Source organism: Pleomorphochaeta caudata, from assembly GCF_055395745.1.
Map to the genome: position 1 here is coordinate 892,463 of NZ_AP042458.1, position 20,777 is coordinate 913,239.

The following is a 20,777-nucleotide window of genomic DNA, read 5'->3' on the forward strand; positions in this document are numbered from 1 at the left end:
TAAAATAGATATTGTTTTTTGTCAATCAAAAAATAGCTTATAAAAAAAGTTAGCCATAAAATTATGACTAACTAAGTGTGTTGTATTATTTATTTATATATGAAAAAGTTTAACGTTCTGTTGCATATTTTTCTGGAACTTGATCAGCTCCATCCCAAATTATTTGTCTAAAACTTTTTGGGTCTGTATTTCCTTCAGTATTAATGAATAATAAGTTACTACTATGATCAATACCTAGATATTCTTTTAATTCTTCGTTACCAGGAAGAGTCAATAATTGATATAATGCGCCTAAAGTTACGGCTCCACTTTCACCACTAATAATCATTGGATCGCCTTTTAAAGGTGTTGCCATGATTCTCATTCCTCTTGCAGCAACATAATCAGGTACTTCAATGAATACATCAGCGCATTCTTTTAAGATTTCCCAAGCAAGAGGTGAAGGTTCACCACATGCTAAACCTGCCATAATTGTAGATAAGGAACCATCTACTGTATGAATATTCCCATCATCAGCTTTTGCACTTTCAAAAATACATCCTGCTTGATCTGGTTCAACAACTATGAATTTTGGAGTATTTTCACCATTACATAATGCGCTGTAGAATCCAATAACAGATGCTGCTAAAGCACCAACCCCTGCTTGTACAAATACATGTGTAGGATATTGAATACCTTGGCTACTAAATTGTTTTTGAGTTTCAAGAAGCATAGTAGTATAGCCTTGCATAATTCTAGTTGGAACTTCTGTATAACCATCCCAGCTAGTATCGCTAATAACTTCCCAGCCATATTTCTTTGCATCAATAACACATTGTTTTACTGCATTATCATAGTTACCAGGAATAACTTTTACAGTTGCGCCATATGCTTTTATAGCATCAATTCTTGCTTGGCTAGTTTCACTATGAACGTATATCATACATTTATGACCTAACATTTTAGATGCCCATGCAATACCACGTCCATGATTTCCATCTGTAGCACTAGCGAAAGTAATTGTGCCTAATTTTTCTTTTACTTCATCACTTGTTAAATATTCGAATGATAGTTGTTCATCCTTTAAATTTAGACGATCTTGGAAGAATCTAAATAAAGCAAAACTTCCACCCATTACTTTGAAACTGTTTAATTCCATTCTTTCAGCTTCGTCTTTTACATAAATGCCACCAACACCTAACATATTTGCTAAGTTTGGAAGGGCTGCTAGGCGAGTCATATGGTATCCAGGTATTTGACTATGTAGACGACGAGCTAATCTTGCGGTTTCAATAGGAAACATTTCTTTTGCTTTTGAAATGTTTTTATGTTCATGTTTTTTAATAATCCATGAAATGTCTGATTCGTTGTTCATTGTTTTCTCCTATTAAAGAATTCAGATTATTTTTTTTACACCCGCAATGTATAACTAATAAATAAATAATGCAATAGCAAAGAACAAAAAATATTAAAAAAATTTAGGAAATGCTAAAAATTTTTTAAATTTATAATGATATGCTCATATTTTCTTAAAAAAAATTAAATAATTATTAATTTTTAGAAATTTAATTTTTGTGTAAACCTAAAAAATATTAAAGTTTTTTGAATAATTGTTTAATTTCACCTTTTGCAGTTTTTTTAACAGCAAAATAAGCTGCAAGCATTGAAACGAGTAAACCGCAAATTGCTATAATAATCATTTGAGAAGGAAGAACGTAGGTATATACAATACTATTTATTCTATAGCCAATAGAATCTGTATATTTTAGGTAATAAGAGAAATCAATTCCTTTAAATTGATAGTATATAGATATAACTATTCCCAATATTGAACCAATTAAAATTCCAATTAATCCAATTATACCGCCTTCGATTGTAAAAGATTTCTTAATATAACTATCACTGTATCCAAGAGTTTTTAGCATAGCGATTTCATTTTTTCTTTCACTAATGGCCATTAACATAGTATTGCTTATTCCAACTATTGCAATTACGAATGTGAAGAATAAGAAAACATAACCAAAACCTGCATCAGCACTTTGGAATTTTAATAATTCATCAGCAATTTCTTTCCAGGAATAAGCTTCTAGATCAACTTGATTTGCTATCTCTTTTAAATTAATTGTTTCCTGATCTGTTATCTTTTTTAATTTTGCTATGTTTTTTGTATATGAAACAGCATAACTAGTTGCAGAACCATCTAATTCTAGATAATAGTCTATTGTATCCATATCAAAGAATAGAGTTGATGCATCTATTACTGGATCTCCTGTTGATATTATTCCAATAATTGGTATATCAAAAGCTTGTATAAATCCACCTTTTCCTTTTGTTTGAATTGTTAAGAAGTATCCTACATCTGCTTTTATATCATCAGCAAGTTTTGCTCCAATGACAACTCCATCAACACCTTTAGTTAACCATTTCCCTTTTATATTAGCATCATCATATTTATAAGCTTGAGAATTAGTACTATCAATAGCTTTGATTACTGCAGTAAGAGAACCAGATGTTGGAAAAGGATCTTCATAAAACATTATTTGTGCAGAAGAGATAAACTCTTTAGTAACTTCAGTATAGTTATTATCTAGTAAAAGTTTTTGAAGAGAAGAACCTTGTTCTTTAGTGATTAATTTATCAATGGGTAGATAATCTCTTTCACTAAAATATCCTTTAGCATATATTTTAGCACTTGAGGTATCATTATAAACTAAATTTTTATTAGAATCTAATTGTAATCCAGTTATTATGGTTTGCATAAAAATTGTAAATACTACAGCAATTGCTATTGCAAACATTGTAATAAATGATCTTTTTTTATATCTGAATACTCCTCTAAATGCTAATTTGAACATAATTGCCTCGAGTTTTTTAAATTTATATACTTATGATAAGTAGTATGATACTTATTATTTCTATATTTTAAGTAATACTTTAATTATATTTTAAAGTAAATTGTTTTATTGTATTTGTCAAATTTTCAATTATTATAAGATTTGTATTATCAGTTATTATATAATAGAATTATTTTATTCTTTTATATTAAGTTTTAAGAAGGTGTTATATGTTATTTCATGGTTTAATTAAATCTACTCTTTTAGATTATCCTGGTAAATTAGCTTGTACTTTGTTTACAGGTGGATGTAATTTGAGATGTCCATTTTGTCAAAATTCAGCTTTAGTCTTAAATCCAGCGAGTGAACCGACTTTGGATAGCGAAGAATTAAATGCTTTTTTGAAAAAGAGAACTAAATATCTTGATGGTGTTTGTATAACTGGTGGAGAACCTTTGTTACAAAAAAATGTTGATGATTTTTGTAAATATTTAAAAGATTTAGGATATTTAGTTAAATTAGATACTAATGGCTCTTTTCCAAGCAAATTAGAAAATTTAATTTCTCATAATTTAGTAGATTATGTCGCAATGGATTTAAAAAGTAGTAGAGAAGGTTATGCGAAGGCAGTAGGTATTGAAAATTTAAAAATTTCTTTAATTGAAGAAAGTGTAGAAATTTTAAAAAATACTTCAGTTGAACATGAATTTAGAACTACTTTGGTTAAAGAATTACATGGTGAGAAAGAAATTAAAGGCATTGGCGAATGGTTAAATAAGGATCAGAAATTATATCTTCAAAAATTTGAAGATAAAGGTGCTAATATTGTACAAAATCTTACAGGATTTAATTTAAATGAAACAATTTCTATTAAAAATATATTAAAAAATTATATAGATTTTATTGAAATTCGAGGGTTCTAATATATCAGTAAAACACTATCTATAGTGTGCATGAAAAAAAAATACAATATATATTGCGTATAAATAAATCATATGATATACTTAAGGTTATTGAGAGTTATTTTCATTAGTGCTCTTGAAATATTTAAAGAGGTGAGTGTTGTGTATAAGGTTGCAAAGAGAGATGGTAGCATCGTAGAGTTCGATATTAGCAGAATTTCCCATGCGATTGAAAAGGCTTTTAGAGCTTCTGGTCGTAATTTTAATTCTAGTGTTATAGATTTATTAGCATTGCAAACAACTTCAAATTTTGAAGATAAAATTGCAGATGATCTTATAAGTGTTGAAGCTATTCAAGATTCTGTTGAAGAAATTTTACAGCTATCAGGTTATTCTGATGTTGCAAAGGCATATATATTATATAGAAAACAACGTGAAAAAATTAGAAATATGAGATCAACTATTGTTGACTATAAAGACGTTGTTGATGGTTATTTAAAACTTGATGACTGGAGAGTTAAAGAAAACTCCACAGTAACATATTCAGTAGGTGGATTAATTTTATCTAATAGTGGAGCAATTACTGCTAACTATTGGTTATCTGAAGTTTATGATGAAGAAATTGGTAATGCTCATAGAAATGGGGATTTCCATATTCATGATTTATCCATGTTAACAGGTTATTGTGCTGGTTGGTCATTAAAACAATTAATTAAAGAAGGTTTAGGTGGTATTCCTGGTAAAATAACTAGTAAACCTGCAAAGCATTTATCATCTCTTTGTAACCAAATGGTAAACTTTTTAGGTATTTTACAAAACGAATGGGCCGGCGCACAAGCTTTCTCTTCTTTTGATACTTATTTAGCTCCTTTTGTTAAAGTTGATAATTTGTCATATGAACAAGTAAAACAAAATATTGAATCATTTGTATTTGGTGTTAATACTCCTTCTCGTTGGGGAACTCAAGCTCCTTTCTCTAATATTACTTTAGATTGGACTGTTCCTAATGACTTAGCTGAATTACCTGCAATTGTTGGTGGTAAGGAAATGGACTTTAAATATAAAGATTGTAAGAAAGAAATGGATATGATTAATAAAGCATTTATTGAAGTATTCATTGCTGGTGATGCAGATGGCCGTGGTTTCCAATACCCAATTCCAACATATTCAATTACTAGAGATTTTGACTGGTCTGAAACAGAAAATAATAAATTATTATTTGAAATGACAGCAAAATATGGTACTCCATATTTCTCAAACTATGTAAATAGTGACATGGAACCAAGTGATGTTCGTTCAATGTGTTGTAGATTACGTCTAGACTTGAGAGAATTAAGAAAGAAGAGTGGTGGTTTCTTTGGCAGTGGTGAATCTACTGGTAGTATTGGTGTTGTAACTATCAATTTACCAAGATTAGGTTATACATCTAAAGATGAAGCTGAATTCTATAAAAAGTTAGATTATTTAATGGATCTAGCTGCAAGAAGTTTAAAAGTTAAGAGAAATATTGTTTCTAGATTATTAGCTGAAGGTTTATATCCTTATACTAGAAGATATTTAGGTACTTTTGAAAATCACTTCTCAACAATTGGTTTAGTTGGAATGAATGAAACTTGTTTAAATGCTTCTTGGATTAGTGATAATATTGCTAGTGAAAAGGGTAAGAAATTTGCACAAAATGTATTAAACCATATGAGAGAAAGATTATCAGATTATCAAGAAGAATATGGGGATTTATATAACCTTGAAGCTACTCCAGCAGAAAGTACTTCATATAGATTAGCATTACATGATAAAAAACATTATCCTGGAATCATTACCGCAAGTGAAGATGATAATAGACCATATTATACAAATAGTTCTCATTTAGCTGTTGATTATACTTCTGATGTATTTGAAGCATTAGAACACCAAGATGATTTACAAACACTATATACTTCAGGAACAGTTTTCCATTCTTTCTTAGGTGAAAAATTATCGTCTTGGAAAGAAGCTGCTCTTATGGTAAAGAAAATTGCTGATAATTTTAAACTTCCATATTATACAATAAGTCCTACTTATTCTATTTGTCCTGAGCATGGTTATATTGCAGGTGAACATTATACATGTCCTACATGTGGAGCAACTGCAGAAGTATATAGTCGAATTACTGGATATTATAGACCTGTTCAAAACTGGAATATAGGAAAAAGTAAAGAGTTTGAAAAACGTAAAGTTTATAATTTCGAAAGAAGTGTTTTAGACAAAAAAGATAGAAAAGAACATAATTCAGATGTACAACGTGAGACTTCAGTTGAAGATGGAACTATATTATTTACAACTCCAACTTGTCCCAATTGTAAAATTGCTAAAAGATTTTTAGATGAGGCTGGCGTTATTTACCAAGTAGTCGATGCTACTAAAAACTTAGATTTAGTAAAAGAATTTGGTATTATGCAAGCACCTACTTTAGTTTGTATAAATAGTGGTGAGGTAAGTATTTATTCCAATGCTTCTTCCATAAAAAGCTTCTGTGAGAAAAGGGCATAATTGAATTAATTGATACATAGCAAGAATATATTATAAAAAAAAATTCTTGCTATATTTTCAATGTTGTCTTATCATATAGTTACTAAAGATTATGTCTTTGTGTTTCTGACTGAAACAAAATGGAATCTATAAGGTAATCTTATAGCAAGTTAGGTCTCCAAATAGTTAACATATTCCATTGGGGAGAGTTTTGAGGGCTCTCTCCTTATTTTTTGCCTTTTTATCTTGATGAAAAATTAATCTATATGTATAGTAAGTTTAAATAGTATAAGGAATAAGCGAATGATAGTTTGTAAATTTGGTGGAAGCTCCGTTGCGAGCGCTAAACAATTAGAAAAAGTAAAATCTATTGTTGAAGCAGATAATAGGAGACAGATTGTAGTAGTATCTGCTCCAGGTAAAAGAGATAGTTCTGATATTAAAGTAACAGATCTATTATATTCTTGTTGTAAAGAAGTTAAAGAATTTGGAACTTGCGATAAATCTTTTTCTTTAATCGAAAAGAGATTTTTTGAGATATTACAAGATTTAAATCTAGAAACCGATTTGATGGCAAAAGCTTTAGCAGAAATCAAAGAAGTAATTAATTTAAATGCTAATGAAAATTTTGCAGCTTCAAGAGGCGAATATTTAAATGCGATTCTTGTTTCTCAATATCTTGGATTTGAATTTGTTGATGCAGCAGATTTAATTGTTATAAATGATAATGGTTATGTTGATGATAAAACTTGGGAAATTATTAATGAGAAACTTGATAAAGATAAAAAATATATTATTCCAGGATTCTATGGACGTAACAAGAATGATGTTATAACAACTTTTTCTAGAGGTGGTTCGGATATAAGTGGTGCTATATTTGCAAAAGCAATGAATGCAACCTTATATGAAAATTGGACAGATGTAGCTGGTTGTTATAATGCTGATCCTCGTTTTATAAAAAAAGCTTACCCAATTGAAACCATGACTTATAAAGAAGTTAGAGAATTATCAGCTCTTGGTGCAAGTGTTTTCCATGCTGATGCTATTGCTCCTGTTAGACAAGAAGGGATTGCAATTAATATCAAAAATACAAATGATATTGAAGCTAAAGGAACAATGATTGTATCTTCAAAAGAAACTGATGGTCCAGTTGGTGTATCACAAATAGGAACTTATTCAAAACTTACTTGTAGAAAATTGATGCTTAATAAAGAAGCAGGTACTATTAACACAATTCATTCTGTAGTTAGATCATATGGAATTAATCCAATGTATATGACTCACGGAGTAGATACTTTCTCATTTATTTTTGATAAAAATGATATTAGTGAAAAAAGTCTAGATGAATTAAAACAAAGATTCTTTACAGATTTTAATGTAGATGAAATTGAAGTTGAAAATGATTTAGCTTTAGTTGGTATTGTTGGCCAAAATATTAATAGAGATTTTATTTATTATAAGAAATGTGTAGATGCTTTATATGATAATAATATAAAGATTTATCAAAGCTTAGCTGAATCTAGTACTATATCAATTCTATTTATTGTAAATGATAGTGAAGCTAAAAAGGCTGTTGAAGTAATTTTTGATGTATTGTTTTAATAATTTTAATAAATAAAAAATAAAGGCTGTTCAAATTGAACAGCCTTTTTAATTCAGTAGTTATTAATTAGATAACCAATTCAGTTTCTAAATCAAAGAATTTAGCTTTTTCCATGTTAGGAATAAGAGCAACTTTTTGATCTGGTTTAACTTCGAATTGAGGATCAATTTTACCAATAACTTGAGCTTTAGAAGTTGAAACATAAACATGTGTTTCACTACCTAAAGGTTCAACAACTGAAACGCTACCAATGATAGTTTCATCTTTAATAGCTTTGTCACTATATTGTACATCTTCTGGACGAATACCAAATGTAACAGATTTTCCAACATAGCTCTTTAGTTTAGCTGATTGTTCAGGAAGAACTTTAATTCTGAAAGTACCTTCATTAACAAAAATGTCATCGCCTTCAGCTTCAACTTTTGTTTCAACAAAGTTCATTGGAGGTGATCCAATAAATCCTGCAACAAATTTATTAACTGGTTCATTATAAAGTTCTAATGGTTTACCAATTTGTTGAATAACACCAAATTTCATAACAACAATCTTGTCAGCCATAGTTAAAGCTTCAACTTGGTCGTGAGTAACATAAATCATTGTTGCTTGTAATCTGTGGTGAAGACCAGAAATTTCTGCTCTCATTTGAACACGTAACTTTGCATCAAGGTTTGATAAAGGTTCATCAAATAAGAATACTTTTGGTTGACGAACAATAGCACGACCTACAGCAACACGTTGTCTTTGACCACCGGATAATGCTTTAGGTTTTCTGTCTAATAATTCTTCAATGTCTAGAATTTTTGCAGCTTCACGAACTCTTTGGTCAATTTCTGCTTTATCAAATTTACGGATTTTAAGACCAAAAGCCATATTATCATAAACAGTCATGTGAGGGTATAAAGCATAGTTCTGGAATACCATTGCGATATCTCTATCTTTTGGTGGTACATCATTTACTAATTTATCATCAATCAATAATTCGCCAGAAGTAATGTCTTCTAAACCTGCGACCATTCTTAAAGTGGTAGATTTACCACAACCTGAAGGTCCTACTAGGACCACAAACTCTCTGTCTTCGATGTCGATGTTAACATTGTCTACAGCTTTAACGTTACCATCGTAAATCTTACAGATGTTTTTTAGATTTACAGTTGCCATTTTTAGCTCCTATATTTATTTTATTTGATATTAGCATAACTTTTAAAATAAGAAATGTCAAATAAATTATAGCTAATGTGGTTTAAATCCCTGTTTTATCCTAATTATACTAGTTTTGCAGTAGGGAATGATAGTTTAATAATACAGCCTTTTCTGTCTTGTCTATTATTAATAGAAATTGTTCCTTGATATTTTGTTACGATTCCATAAACAAGAGAAAGTCCTAATCCTGTGTTGGTTCCATTATTTGATTTTGTTGAATAGAAAGGAGTAAAATAGTCTTTGCTTTCATCAATGCCATTTCCTGTATCTTTTATTTGGATTTCAGTTTCAAAGTTTATATTATCTATAATGATTTCAACTTCACCGTCTTTTTTAATTGATTCAAAACTGTTTTTTATAATATTTAATATAGCTTGTTTTAATTCATTTTCATTTATATAAACAATATTGTTTTGAGTATTTTCAGTTAAAATGATTTTAATATTTTTTAATTTTGCATTTAGTTTTAATAAATCTATCATTTCTTTTATTAGATCATTTATGTTGATATTTTCTTCAGATACTTTTTCTAGATTTGAGAAATTCTGTAAATTGCTAACAATTCTAGTAATATAATTTACTTGTTTTGTTAACTTATTTACTATTTTTAATAAATCAGGTTCATTGTATCTAAATTTTATATTTGTTAAATAATTGCTAATTATTTCTAAAGGATTATTGATTTCATGAGCAACACCAGCTGATAATAACCCTACAGAGGATAATTTATCAGATAATTGATGGTTTTGTTGTAATGAATCATATTCAGTAATATCATAAAAAATAAACATAGATCCTATTTTTTCAGATTCATCAAAAATAGGTGAATAGTGTACGTTATATATACCTTTTTTATTGTTAATACAAATGGAAAGATGGAAAATTGTATTTTCTTCTGTATAAGGTATTAAATTCATAATAGTATTTATTGTTGTTGAATTTGTATTTTCTAATAAATATCTTCCAGACTTTTCAAGAAAGAGAGAAGGATCAATTTGAAAATTGTTTATAAAATATTTATTTGCTAGTTTTAGTATCCCATCATTATTTAGAATAATTAAGTTAACAGGCAAGTTTTCTAAAATAGCTTCATTATATTTTATAAAATGATAATATGAATTAATTGGCTGTTGTTGAAGAGGAGCCTCTGATAATTGAGTATATGCCATTTTAATTATTTGCATCTTTCCAACACTTTCAATATTTTCAGTTAAAACATTTTTACCATATCTTATTATGGAAATGTTATCTGCTATATCATAAACCCAGTCAATTTTATGGGTCATAATTATTATAGAACAACCTTGTTTTTTTAGATTAATTAAAATCTTTTTAAGTTTTGAGTAGTCTTGAGCAGATAATTTATCGAGAGATTCATCCAAAATTAATACTCTTGGATTAGCTTTTATCTTTGCTAAAATAGCTACTAGAGCTCTTTCTGATAAGGTTAAATTTTTTGTGATTTGAGTTACATCAATATCAAAACCTAAGCTTTTTATATATTCATTCGCCAAATCTTGAACTTTCTTTTTTAAATTCAATGAGAAAAAAGGAGATTTCTTATCACAGAAAAACAAATTTTCAGCTACAGTAAAATATGGATTAAGTAACAATTGTTGATGAACAAATTGTATTCCTTTTGCTTTTGCAACCTTTGTCTTTATATAGGAATATTCTTGATTATCAATAAAAATTTTCCCTTTTGTTGGTTTTTGAAGGCCACACAATAATAGACCAATACTTGATTTACCAGCACCATGTTCTCCAATTAGAGCATGGATACTGTTTTCTTTAAAACTTATATTTGTATGATCTAGGGCTTTTACTGCGCCATAATGTAAGCAAACATTTTCAATTTCAACAATGTTTTCATTCATCTATTACAATTCCATATTTCTTTAATTTTAAATATAAAGTATTTCTACTCATTTTTAAAAATTTAGCAGTTTCAGTTTTATTATTATTATTTCTTAATAATACTTTTTTAATTAATTCTTTTTCTCTCTGTTGGATAATGCTTAATGAATCTTGGCTTTTAGTTCCATATAATTCAAAGCTTGGCGGTAAATCTTCAATTTGTATTTCATTATCTTGAGATATAGTTGCTGCATATAATAAAGCATTTTTTAATTCACGTATATTTCCTGGCCAACGATAATTGAAAAAGATTTGTTTTACTTCTTCAGAGAGAGTTTTCTTTGAAGTTTTAGAATTTTCACTTATATTTTGTAAAAGAGAATCAATTAAATCTTCTAGATCTTCTTTTCTATTTCTTAGTGGAGGTATTCTTAATAATCCACCATTTAATCTATAGAACAAATCTTCTCTAAAGCTTTTTTCTTCTACCATTTTAAATAAGTCTTTATTTGTAGCAGCAATGAATCTTACATCAATTTTTCTTGTTTTTTTGCTTCCAATTCTTCTAACTTCTTGGTTTTGTATAACTCTTAGAATTTTTGCTTGAAGAGTTGTGGGCATATCTCCAATTTCATCAAGTAATAAAGTTCCTTTATCTGCTTGTTCAAAGACACCTATATAATCACTTTCAGCTCCGGTATAAGCTCCTTTTTCATGACCAAATAACTCATTATCTAAAAGGGCTTCAGGAAAAGCTGCACAATTTATTTTAATAAATTTTTCACTAATTCTATTTGAGTTTTTATAGATATAATCAGCTAATAATTCTTTTCCACTTCCATTATCACCAATAATTAAAATAGAGATATCTGATGCAGCTAATTTTTTTGCTCTCATTAATTCATTATTAAATGAAATATTCTTACTTGTAAGAGTTGGGCTTTTTTCTTTTAATCTGTTTTTTAATTTCTCATTTTCTTTTTTATACTTAATGTTTTCAGTTGCAGAATCTATTCTTGTACATAAAGTGTTAAAATCAATAGGTTTCTTTACAAAATCATATGCTCCTAATTTCATAGCTTTAACAGCTGCCTCAACTGTTGCATAGCCAGTAATCATAATAACTGGAATTTGAGAGAACTGTTTTTTTATTTTTGCTAAAGTTTCAACTCCATTTTCTTCACCTAATTTTACATCAAGTAAAACTAAATGTATTTGTTCATTATTTAATACCTCAAAAGCTTCTTTTGTATTACTTGCAAAAAATAGATAATGTCCAACAAAGGAAAAGTTATCTTTCAATACTTCAAAAAGTTGAATATTGTCATCAATGAGTAAAATATGCACTTAATTTCTCCTTTGTTCATGAAATGATACTGTATTTTAGGACACATATGAACAATCATTGTACTATTTTAGGACAATTGTAAAGCATCTTCTATTTTTTAACAATATTTATTTTTAAATAATTTATTGTCTGATATAACTTAAAGATTATTTGGATTTTTTTGGCACATATATTGCATTAATCTTTATATTCAATGGAGAATAAATTTTTTAAAAAATTGATAAGGCCTGTATCAAAAGAAAAAAACAATATCATTATTAAAATAATATTTTATTTTAAAAATATAATATGATATAAAAAGTTATGAAGAGGAGAGAGAAATGAAAAAATTATTAACATTATTATTAATTTCTAGTTTAGCTTTAACTACCATTTTTGCTCAAGGTAGTAGTGAAGAAAAGGCAAGTTCTGCAGAAAAGACTATTGGGGATTTAAAAATAGTTCTTATTCTTCCTGGTCCAATTAATGACCAATCTTGGAATGCTACTAACTATGCTGGTTTAGTTGCTTGTAATGAACAATTAGGTACAAAGATGGAATATTTAGAAAATGTTCAAGCATCTGACTACGAATCAACATTCAGAAACTATGCTGAAAGAGGTTATGATTTAATCATGGCTGCAGGTACTCAATTTGATGATGCAGCAAATAAAATTGCTGGTGAATATCCTGATTCAACATTCTGTGTAGTAAATGGTTTCAGAGCTGACTATTCTAATGTTGCTCCAATTTTCCCTAAAGAATATGAAGCAAGTTACGTAGCTGCATTAATTGCTGGTGAAGTAACTGATAATGGTCATTTTGCAACTATAGGTGGTTTCCCAAATGAAGCAATGGAAAACTTATTAGACGTTTATGAACAAGTTTCTACTGAAATTGCAACAGAAAGAGGAATCAGTGGAGCTTCTGCAACACGTTCTTATGCAAACAGTTGGGACGATATTGCTTTAGGTAAACAAATGGCTGAAACTATGATTGATAATGGTGCAGATACATTATTTGTTTATGCTAACCAAGTTGGTCTTGGTGCAATTCAAGCAGCAAAAGAAAAAGGTGTTAAATTCGTTGGATTCTCAAGCAATCAAAATGATATAGCTCCTGGTACTGTTGTAGCTTCTGTATTATTCGATTTCCAAACTTTCTATACTTGGGCTGTTCAAAAATATTATGATGGCACATTAGATGGTGGAAAAGTTCACGAAGCTGGTATTAAAGAAGGTATCTTTAAACCTGTTTATACAGATCAAATCACTAGTGCAATTCAAGCAAAAGTTGAAGCTGGTATGGCTAGCGCAGCAGCTGGAGAAGTTGATTTACAATCAATGTTTAAATAAGATAATTAATTATAATACACAATACTCATTAAAGAGTATTGTGTATTCATAAAACAAAAGAGAGTTTTATCTAATTGTTATGCAATTAGAAATATTAGAATAATTACCTATATTTTTTAGGTAATTTTAGGTTATGGGAAAAATAAATGGAAAAACCTTTTTTTGAACTTAGAGGCATATCAAAATATTTTGCAAAAGTAATTGCAAATAAAGATGTATCCTTCTCTGTTAATAGAGGTGAAGTATTAGCTCTTTTAGGTGAGAATGGTGCAGGTAAAAGTACTTGTATGAAAATTCTTTATGGACTTTATAATGCTGATGAAGGTCAGATTTTTAAAGATGGTAAAGAAATCTTTATCAAGTCACCAAAAGACGCAATGAAATATAAAATTTCTATGATTCAACAACATTTCTCATTAGTTGCTGCACATACAGTTACTGAAAATATTATTTTAGGAAATGTAAAAGGTCGCATTAATTGGGAAGAAGAAGAAAAGAATATACAAGAGTTAGCAAATAAATATGATTTAAAAGTTGATGCTACAAAAAAAATTAAGGATTTAACTGTTGGAGAACAACAAAAAGTAGAAATTTTAAAAGCCTTATATTTGAAAGCTAATTTATTGATAATGGACGAGCCTACCGCTGTTTTAACACCTCAAGAAATAGATACATTAATGAATTTCGTTACTGATTATTCAAAACAGGGTAATGCTGTAATCTTTATAACTCATAAATTAAAAGAAGTAATGTCAGTTGCTAATAGAATTATAGTTATGAGATCTGGTATTGTTTATGGGAATGTAAACAAGGAAGATACAGATGAAGTCCAATTATCAAAAATGATGATAGAGAGTTCTATTGAAGAAATTAAAAAGAGAGATACTTTAGATTTAAATAAAGATGTTTGCTTGTCTGTTAAGAATGTCACTGTAAAAAGTAAAAGTGGTATTCCTTTAATTAATGATGTTTCATTTGATATACATAGGGGTGAAATATTTGGTATTGCAGGAGTATCAGGCAATGGTCAACAAGAATTATGTATGGCTATTTGTGGGGCATTAAAAACAGATGATGGTCAAATAACATTAAATGATAAAGATATTTCTAATTTATCAATTAAGGAAAGAATTTCTTTAGGTATTGGTTACGTTCCTTCAGACCGTCATAGATATGGTTTAGTTATGGATATGAGCTTAGCTGAAAATATTTTATTAAAAACTAGCTATTCTAAAGAATGGTCAAAAAATGGTTTAATTGATAGAAAGAAATTAAATAATAGAACAAATAAAATTTTAAAAGATTTTAAAGTTAAAGCTCCAGGACCCTTTTCTTTAGCTAAAGAATTATCTGGAGGAAACCAACAAAAAGTTATTGTTGGTCGGGAAGTAGAAAATTGTGGTGATTTCATAATTTTTGACCAACCTACAAGAGGTTTAGATTTAGGAGCAATTAATAATGTTCATACTTCTATAATAAATGAAAAAGATAATGATAAGGCTGTTATGTTAGTTTCTACTGAATTGTCTGAAATATTTACACTTTGTGATAGAGTAGCTGTTTTCTATAAGGGTGAAATTCAAGGTATTTATAAAACTTCAGATTTGAATAGTGAAAAAATTGGTTTATTAATGGCTGGTTATAAAAATCAGGAGGTAGTTTAAATGGATAAGAAGACTCGTGATATATTTATTACTAGCTTAATGGCTATTATTCTTGGGCTGTTTTTGAGTGGTATAATGATCCTATTCTTGGGTAAAAATCCTATAACTGTTTTTGGTTTGTTATTTTCTTCAATGTTTAGAGATGGTTATACAATAGGTGAAATTTTTGTTAAAGCAACTCCTTTGATTTTCACATCATTAGCTTTTGCTTTTACCTTTAAAGCAAATTTATTTAATATCGGTGCACAAGGTCAATTCTATATTGGTTCTTTAACAGCTGCATCAATATCTCTTTTGATTCCACACCCAATTGCGATTTTCCTAGCAATAATATTTTCTTTTATTCTTAGTGGAATTTGGGGTGGTTTGATAGGGTTCTTTAAAGCTAGATTTAAAGCAAATGAATTCTTAATTAGTATGATGAGTACATATGTTGCTTTAAATTTAATGAACTATTTATTAAGAACGGTATTAATGGAAGCAAAAGGTGAATATCCACAAACTGATTCATTAGCTAAAAGTACCTGGCTTGCAAAACTTATTCCACATACAAGACTTCATTTTGGTTTTGTGTTGGCTATTGTGGTTGCAATTGTAGTATGGCTTTTGTTATATAGAACAACCTTAGGTTTTAGAATTCGTGCTGTTGGACAAAACCAAGAAGCAGCAAGAATGAGTGGTGTTAATCCTGAATTGATATTTGTGTTAACTTTCTTTATTAGTGGCGGTTTAGCTGGTCTTGCTGGTGTTACTGAAGTAAATGGTGTTCAACATATGCTTCTACAAGGATTTAATCCTTCTATTGGTGCATTGGGTATTGGTATTGCGATTTTAGCAAATGCAAACCCTATTGGAATAATCTTTGCATCTATTTTGTTTGGAGCTTTGCAGGTTGGTGGTACTATTATGGGCCAAATTTCAGGAGTTCCTTCAAGTATTATTGACTTGATGGAAGGTTTTGTAATGGTTTTTGTTATTATGTCTTATTTTGTTAGAAATAAATTGGAAGTAAGAAGAGAAAAGAAATTGTTATTAGAGGGGGATAAATAATGATCGTAAATTTATTATCTAGAGCAATTATGATGAGTACCCCTTTATTATTTGGTGCTTTATCTGAGGTTTTTTCTGAAAGAACTGGTATGATGGTAACCGCAATTGAAGGTATTTTCTTAATGGGAGCTTGGGCTGGTTTCACTACAGCTTATATTTCTGGTAGTTTAGCTTTTGGCTTATTATTTGCAGCTCTTGCTGGATTATTGGTTGCTATTTTGTATGCATTTTTGTGTGTTACTTTAAAACAACATCAGATTGTAACAGGAACTGCTATTAATATTTTAATTGCAGGGTTATGTTCTTTCTTACAAAGAGTTGTATTTGGAGTTCCACTTTCTCCTTTGACAGTAGAACCTTTACAAAAAATAGCTTTACCGCTTTTATCTAAAATCCCATTTTTAGGTCCAATATTTTTTAATCAAAATATATTAACTTATGCAATGTATATTTTAGTTCCATTAGGATTCTTTATTTTATATAAAACTTCTTTAGGTTTAGTGATTCGTTCTACAGGAGAAAATCCTGAAGCAGTTGATGTTTCTGGAATTAATGTATCTAAGGTTAGATTCTTGACTGTAATGGTATCTGGACTCATGTGTGGTATTGCTGGTGCTTTCTATTCAATCGGTTATTTAGGAATGTTTACTACTAATATAATTGGAGGAAGAGGCTGGATTGCTTTTGCTATATGTTTCTTAGGTAACTGGAATCCTGTTGGAGCATTTATAGGAACAGTTGTTTTTGGTTTAGCTGAAGCTTTTGCAATATTAATGCAAGCAAGTTCAACTACAATTTTGCCAAATGAGTTATTCATTGCATTACCATATATCTTAACAATTGTTTTGACTATAAGTAGAAAATCTTTCAATGTCCCTGCAAAATTAGGAACTGCATATATTAAAGAAAATTAAAATAATTACTGCTATTTTGAATATTTCAATTTAGCAGTATTTTTTTAATAAACTTTAGAGAATTCTTTAAGAATTCTCTCCGTTGAATCTAATTCATCTTTTTTTACAATTTCAACAGGTACCCAAACTTTTTGTAAGGTGCCAGAATTCTCAGAGAATATACAAACTTTATTATTTCTTTTATCAACTTTTATAATTTGTCCATTGAAGGTAGCTAAAGGTCCTGATATAACATTAACAGAAGAGCCTATTTCTAAAGTAATCTTTGAAGGGATTATATTTCCTTTGTTTGAATAGATCCAAGTTGCATATATTAAATCTTCTCTTTCAAGTTTATAGCTTGTATTTTGTTCAGAATCTGTTTTCTTGCTTTGAACTAGGCCATAGCAATCTTTAATTCTTTTAAAATCTCTAGCAAATTTATCAATATCTTTTGAAGTTTTTATAAATAGATAACCTGGTGTTAGTGGTTTGATTATATCACTAGGAGTTTTTTTTCTTTTAATTTTATATTGTTTTGTTGGGAAAAGGACTTCAACAATTTTATCTTCGTCAAAAATTCTATTAAAAGTATCCTCAATTTCCTTTTTTATTTGGGTTTCTTTTGAAACTTTACATGCAACACAATAATAATTCATATATTGAAAATACTTTATAAAAGAGCTTTATTCAAGAAAAAAATAAATTTATTAGTATTCTTTCTAGTAGAAAAATAATATTGTATAAAAAAAAAGGATAATTAGGACTTAACAAAAGTCTAATTATACTAGAAAATATAGTTGTAAAATAAAAAATATTATGATATTCAGAGGGCGTGTATGAAAATTTTATTAACTGGCGGAGCGGGGTATATTGCTACCCATACTTGTATTGAATTGATTAAAGCAAATCATGAACCAATAATTGCTGATAATTTTTACAATAGTCAAAAAGAAGCTATTAAAAGAGTTGAGCAAATAGTAGGTAAAAAAATTCCTTTCTATGAAGTAGATGTTTGTGACAAAGAAGCTACAAGAGTTATCTTTGAAGAAAATAAGATTGATGCAATTATTCATTTTGCTGGATATAAAGCAGTTGGTGAATCTGTTGCAAAACCTTTAGCTTATTATAGAAATAATATTGATTCAGCATTAACAATCTGTGAATTAATGAAAGAATATGATGTTAAAAAAATAGTATTTAGTTCTTCAGCTACTGTATATGGTTTAGCTGAAACTGTTCCTCTAAAAGAAGGCATGCCAACTGGTTGTACAAATCCTTATGGTTGGACTAAATATATGATTGAACAAATCTTAACTGACTTTGCAGCCGCTAATAAAGGTTTTTCTGTAGTACTATTAAGATACTTTAATCCAGTTGGAGCACATAGTTCAGGATTAATTGGAGAAGATCCAGTTGGAATTCCAAATAATTTAATGCCATATATCTGTCAAGTTGCTGTTGGGAAATTAAAGAAATTATCAGTATTTGGTGCTGATTATCCTACCCCAGATGGTACTGGTGTTAGGGACTATATTCATGTTGTTGATTTAGCTAGAGGTCATGTTGCTGCTTGTGAATATGATAATGAAGGTTCAGAAATTATTAATTTAGGTACTGGTATTGGTTATAGTGTTCTAGATATAGTAAAAGCCTTTGAAGAAGCAAATGGAATTGAAATTCCTTATGTGATTACTCCAAGAAGACCTGGAGATATTGCAACTTGTTATGCAGATGCATCTAAAGCTAAAAAATTACTTAATTGGGAAGCTAAATATGATTTAACAACTATGTGTCGTGATGCATGGAATTGGCAAAGTAAAAATCCAAAAGGTTATAATTAATTATAGCTTTAATTAATATAAGAAAAGACTGTTAAATGTGGTGTGAGCATAAAACAGTCTTTTTTTTATCTTAAAATATTTATTATCATAATGATTGCCGCGAGTAAATTTGTAAAAGCAAAAATCTTTTTTAAATTTTTTGGCTTATTTTTTAGAGCTAATTTGCTTCCGATTAACCCACCACAAACTGCTATAAGAGCAAGAGGTATAGCTAAATTAGGATTGAAATCTCCGTTAATAGAGTGTCCGATTAAACCCATTAAAGCAGTAGCAGCAACCATAGCTGAAGATGTACCAATAGCTATCTCCATTGGAATTCCACAGAGCATAACCATTAATGGAATTTTAAAAGCTCCACCAGAGATTCCTATTGCTCCTGCAAAGAATCCGACTGTAGCTGTTAAGGGAAGAACTGTCCATAAATTTACACTATATTTATAACCATTAAATTCTCTATTCCAATATCCTTTTTTATTATTAAAACTCAAGGGCTTCTCTTTTACTGGAATAAACATAAATATAGATATTAAAATTAATACTGAAGCAAACATAATCTTTAATGTTGTTGCATGGATACCACTTGCAAAATATCCCCCGACAAAAGCCATAATATCTGTTGGAGGATCTATAATTAAAGCTAATTTCCAATCGACTTTTTTATTTTTATGAAAGATTAGCATTGAAGTAAGGGCAGTAGCCATCATTATTAATTGAGATGTTGTGGCTGCGTTTTGCATTTTTATTCCAGCAAGGATCATTACTAATACATAAAAATTACCTCCACCTTTTCCAACCATCGCCATGGTTATAGAGATAATCAATATAATTAAGTACATAATAATATTAGTATTCATTTTTAATTTTCAAAGGATTTATGGTTTTTTAATACAAATCCAGGTTTGAAATGATTAGAAATATCACCAATATTTTCTAACAATATTCTAGAATTTTTAAAACCTTTTGCTTGTAGATAAGTATAAATTATAGTAGCTCTCGTTGCTCCAGAACAGAATATTATAATAGTTTTATCTTTTGGTAATTCATTAATATGAAGAGGAACTTGTTCCACTGGAATATTATTTGCAAATGAAAAATTCAAAATACTACATTCTTCTTTTGATCTTACATCTAGAATATATGCTTTGTCTTCATTTATTAGCTCTACCATTTTTTCAAATGAAATTTTATGACTACCTGTTCCAAAAAATTTTAAATCAAATGAGCTTATTAGTTCATCAAAGTTGTCCATAATTTTTATACCTCTTCATTTTTTAAAGTTTAATTTATTAAAATCGAAGCCAATATCACGTAAATTTTGGCAACACATTTTGCTGTTTTTATATTTTTCTAGTTTTGATAAATCTTCTTTATATATTTGAGAATTGTTTATATCTTGATAAAGTAAATCAGTAATAAAAGTATATTGTTTTAATTTTTCTTTATCTAATTTATAGTAAATCCATTGTGCTTGTTTTTGTTGAATTAATATATCAAGAGCTTTAAGTTTCTCTAAATGTCTAGATACGTTAGATTGTTTGATATTCAATATAGTTTGAATCTCCCCAACACAAAGTAAATCATCTTTGATTAAATTAATTATTCTTAATCTGTTTTGATCAGAAAAAATCTTAATTATATTTGTTATTTCCAAAATTCTCCTCTCATTAAATTATTATATGATTATATAGTAATATAAAAAAATAAAATTTATTTGTCAATCTTTTATAAAAGACTAGAAATAAATTGACAAAGTATTTGTTT

17 protein-coding genes are annotated in these 20,777 nt (G+C 28.7%); 8 read left to right on the forward strand and 9 right to left on the reverse strand.

Annotation, left to right across the window (positions count from 1 at the left end; all coding sequences use genetic code 11):
• Window positions 1–109: 109 nt before the first annotated feature.
• A complete protein-coding gene (locus tag ACZ5RS_RS04160) occupies window positions 110–1,354 on the reverse strand; it encodes a diaminopropionate ammonia-lyase (protein WP_464637753.1) in 1,245 nt (414 codons plus the stop codon).
• Between the two features lie 217 nt (window positions 1,355–1,571).
• On the reverse strand, window positions 1,572–2,834 hold the full coding sequence (locus ACZ5RS_RS04165) for an ABC transporter permease (RefSeq protein WP_464637755.1): 1,263 nt from the start codon (window positions 2,832–2,834) through the stop codon (window positions 1,572–1,574).
• Between the two features lie 209 nt (window positions 2,835–3,043).
• On the opposite strand from ACZ5RS_RS04165, the gene ACZ5RS_RS04170 reads away from it, so the two are divergent.
• The 3 genes from ACZ5RS_RS04170 (at window position 3,044) to ACZ5RS_RS04180 (ending at window position 7,825) form a co-directional block, all read left to right on the forward strand.
• On the forward strand, window positions 3,044–3,736 hold the full coding sequence (locus ACZ5RS_RS04170; protein WP_464637757.1) for an anaerobic ribonucleoside-triphosphate reductase activating protein: 693 nt from the start codon (window positions 3,044–3,046) through the stop codon (window positions 3,734–3,736).
• A gap of 72 nt (window positions 3,737–3,808) precedes the next feature.
• Window positions 3,809–6,244 carry a ribonucleoside triphosphate reductase gene (locus tag ACZ5RS_RS04175; RefSeq protein WP_464637759.1) on the forward strand — a complete coding sequence of 812 codons (2,436 nt, stop codon included), beginning with the start codon at window positions 3,809–3,811 and terminating at the stop codon, window positions 6,242–6,244.
• 282 nt (window positions 6,245–6,526) lie between these two features.
• Complete coding sequence (locus ACZ5RS_RS04180) at window positions 6,527–7,825, forward strand: aspartate kinase (RefSeq protein ID WP_464637761.1); 1,299 nt, start codon at window positions 6,527–6,529, stop codon at window positions 7,823–7,825.
• 67 nt (window positions 7,826–7,892) lie between these two features.
• On the opposite strand, the gene ACZ5RS_RS04185 is transcribed toward ACZ5RS_RS04180, so the two are convergent.
• The 3 genes from ACZ5RS_RS04185 to ACZ5RS_RS04195 form a co-directional block, all read right to left on the reverse strand.
• Window positions 7,893–8,984, reverse strand: coding sequence for an ABC transporter ATP-binding protein (locus ACZ5RS_RS04185; RefSeq protein WP_464637763.1), 1,092 nt, complete (start codon window positions 8,982–8,984; stop codon window positions 7,893–7,895).
• 104 nt (window positions 8,985–9,088) lie between these two features.
• Window positions 9,089–10,903 carry an ATP-binding cassette domain-containing protein gene (locus tag ACZ5RS_RS04190; protein WP_464637765.1) on the reverse strand — a complete coding sequence of 605 codons (1,815 nt, stop codon included), beginning with the start codon at window positions 10,901–10,903 and terminating at the stop codon, window positions 9,089–9,091.
• Entirely contained in the window at window positions 10,896–12,230 is a 1,335-nt protein-coding gene (locus tag ACZ5RS_RS04195; protein ID WP_464637767.1) for a sigma-54-dependent transcriptional regulator, read from the reverse strand. The genes ACZ5RS_RS04190 and ACZ5RS_RS04195 overlap by 8 nt, the downstream gene beginning before the upstream one ends.
• Window positions 12,231–12,551: 321 nt before the next feature.
• Here ACZ5RS_RS04195 and ACZ5RS_RS04200 point away from each other — a divergent pair, with 321 nt between their 5' ends.
• From ACZ5RS_RS04200 to ACZ5RS_RS04215, 4 genes are all read left to right on the forward strand, one after another.
• Entirely contained in the window at window positions 12,552–13,565 is a 1,014-nt protein-coding gene (locus ACZ5RS_RS04200; RefSeq protein ID WP_464637769.1) for a BMP family protein, read from the forward strand.
• A 146-nt stretch (window positions 13,566–13,711) separates the two neighbouring features.
• A complete protein-coding gene (locus tag ACZ5RS_RS04205) occupies window positions 13,712–15,229 on the forward strand; it encodes an ABC transporter ATP-binding protein (RefSeq protein WP_464637771.1) in 1,518 nt (505 codons plus the stop codon).
• Complete coding sequence (locus ACZ5RS_RS04210; protein WP_464637773.1) at window positions 15,230–16,279, forward strand: ABC transporter permease; 1,050 nt, start codon at window positions 15,230–15,232, stop codon at window positions 16,277–16,279.
• Window positions 16,279–17,193: an ABC transporter permease gene (locus ACZ5RS_RS04215; RefSeq protein ID WP_464637775.1), complete on the forward strand. Its 915-nt coding sequence runs from the start codon at window positions 16,279–16,281 to the stop codon at window positions 17,191–17,193. Before ACZ5RS_RS04210 ends, ACZ5RS_RS04215 begins: the two co-directional genes overlap by 1 nt.
• A 44-nt stretch (window positions 17,194–17,237) precedes the next feature.
• Here ACZ5RS_RS04215 and ACZ5RS_RS04220 read toward each other — a convergent pair whose 3' ends face one another.
• Window positions 17,238–17,831, reverse strand: a complete 594-nt coding sequence (locus tag ACZ5RS_RS04220; protein WP_464637777.1) for a transcription termination/antitermination NusG family protein — start codon at window positions 17,829–17,831, stop codon at window positions 17,238–17,240.
• A 180-nt stretch (window positions 17,832–18,011) separates the two neighbouring features.
• On the opposite strand from ACZ5RS_RS04220, the gene galE reads away from it, so the two are divergent.
• The gene (gene galE, locus ACZ5RS_RS04225; RefSeq protein WP_464637779.1) at window positions 18,012–19,016 is read left to right on the forward strand and encodes a UDP-glucose 4-epimerase GalE; all 1,005 of its coding nucleotides are present in this window, start codon (window positions 18,012–18,014) and stop codon (window positions 19,014–19,016) included.
• Between the two features lie 65 nt (window positions 19,017–19,081).
• Here the strand turns inward: galE and ACZ5RS_RS04230 are convergent, their stop codons facing one another.
• Genes ACZ5RS_RS04230 through ACZ5RS_RS04240 form a run of 3 tightly spaced genes read right to left on the reverse strand, consistent with a single transcriptional unit; the run spans window position 19,082 to window position 20,667 of the window.
• Window positions 19,082–19,870, reverse strand: coding sequence for a sulfite exporter TauE/SafE family protein (locus tag ACZ5RS_RS04230; protein WP_464637781.1), 789 nt, complete (start codon window positions 19,868–19,870; stop codon window positions 19,082–19,084).
• A 2-nt stretch (window positions 19,871–19,872) separates the two neighbouring features.
• Window positions 19,873–20,265, reverse strand: coding sequence for a rhodanese-like domain-containing protein (locus ACZ5RS_RS04235; protein WP_464637783.1), 393 nt, complete (start codon window positions 20,263–20,265; stop codon window positions 19,873–19,875).
• A gap of 15 nt (window positions 20,266–20,280) precedes the next feature.
• Window positions 20,281–20,667, reverse strand: a complete 387-nt coding sequence (locus ACZ5RS_RS04240) for an ArsR/SmtB family transcription factor (RefSeq protein WP_464637785.1) — start codon at window positions 20,665–20,667, stop codon at window positions 20,281–20,283.
• Window positions 20,668–20,777: the final 110 nt, after the last annotated feature.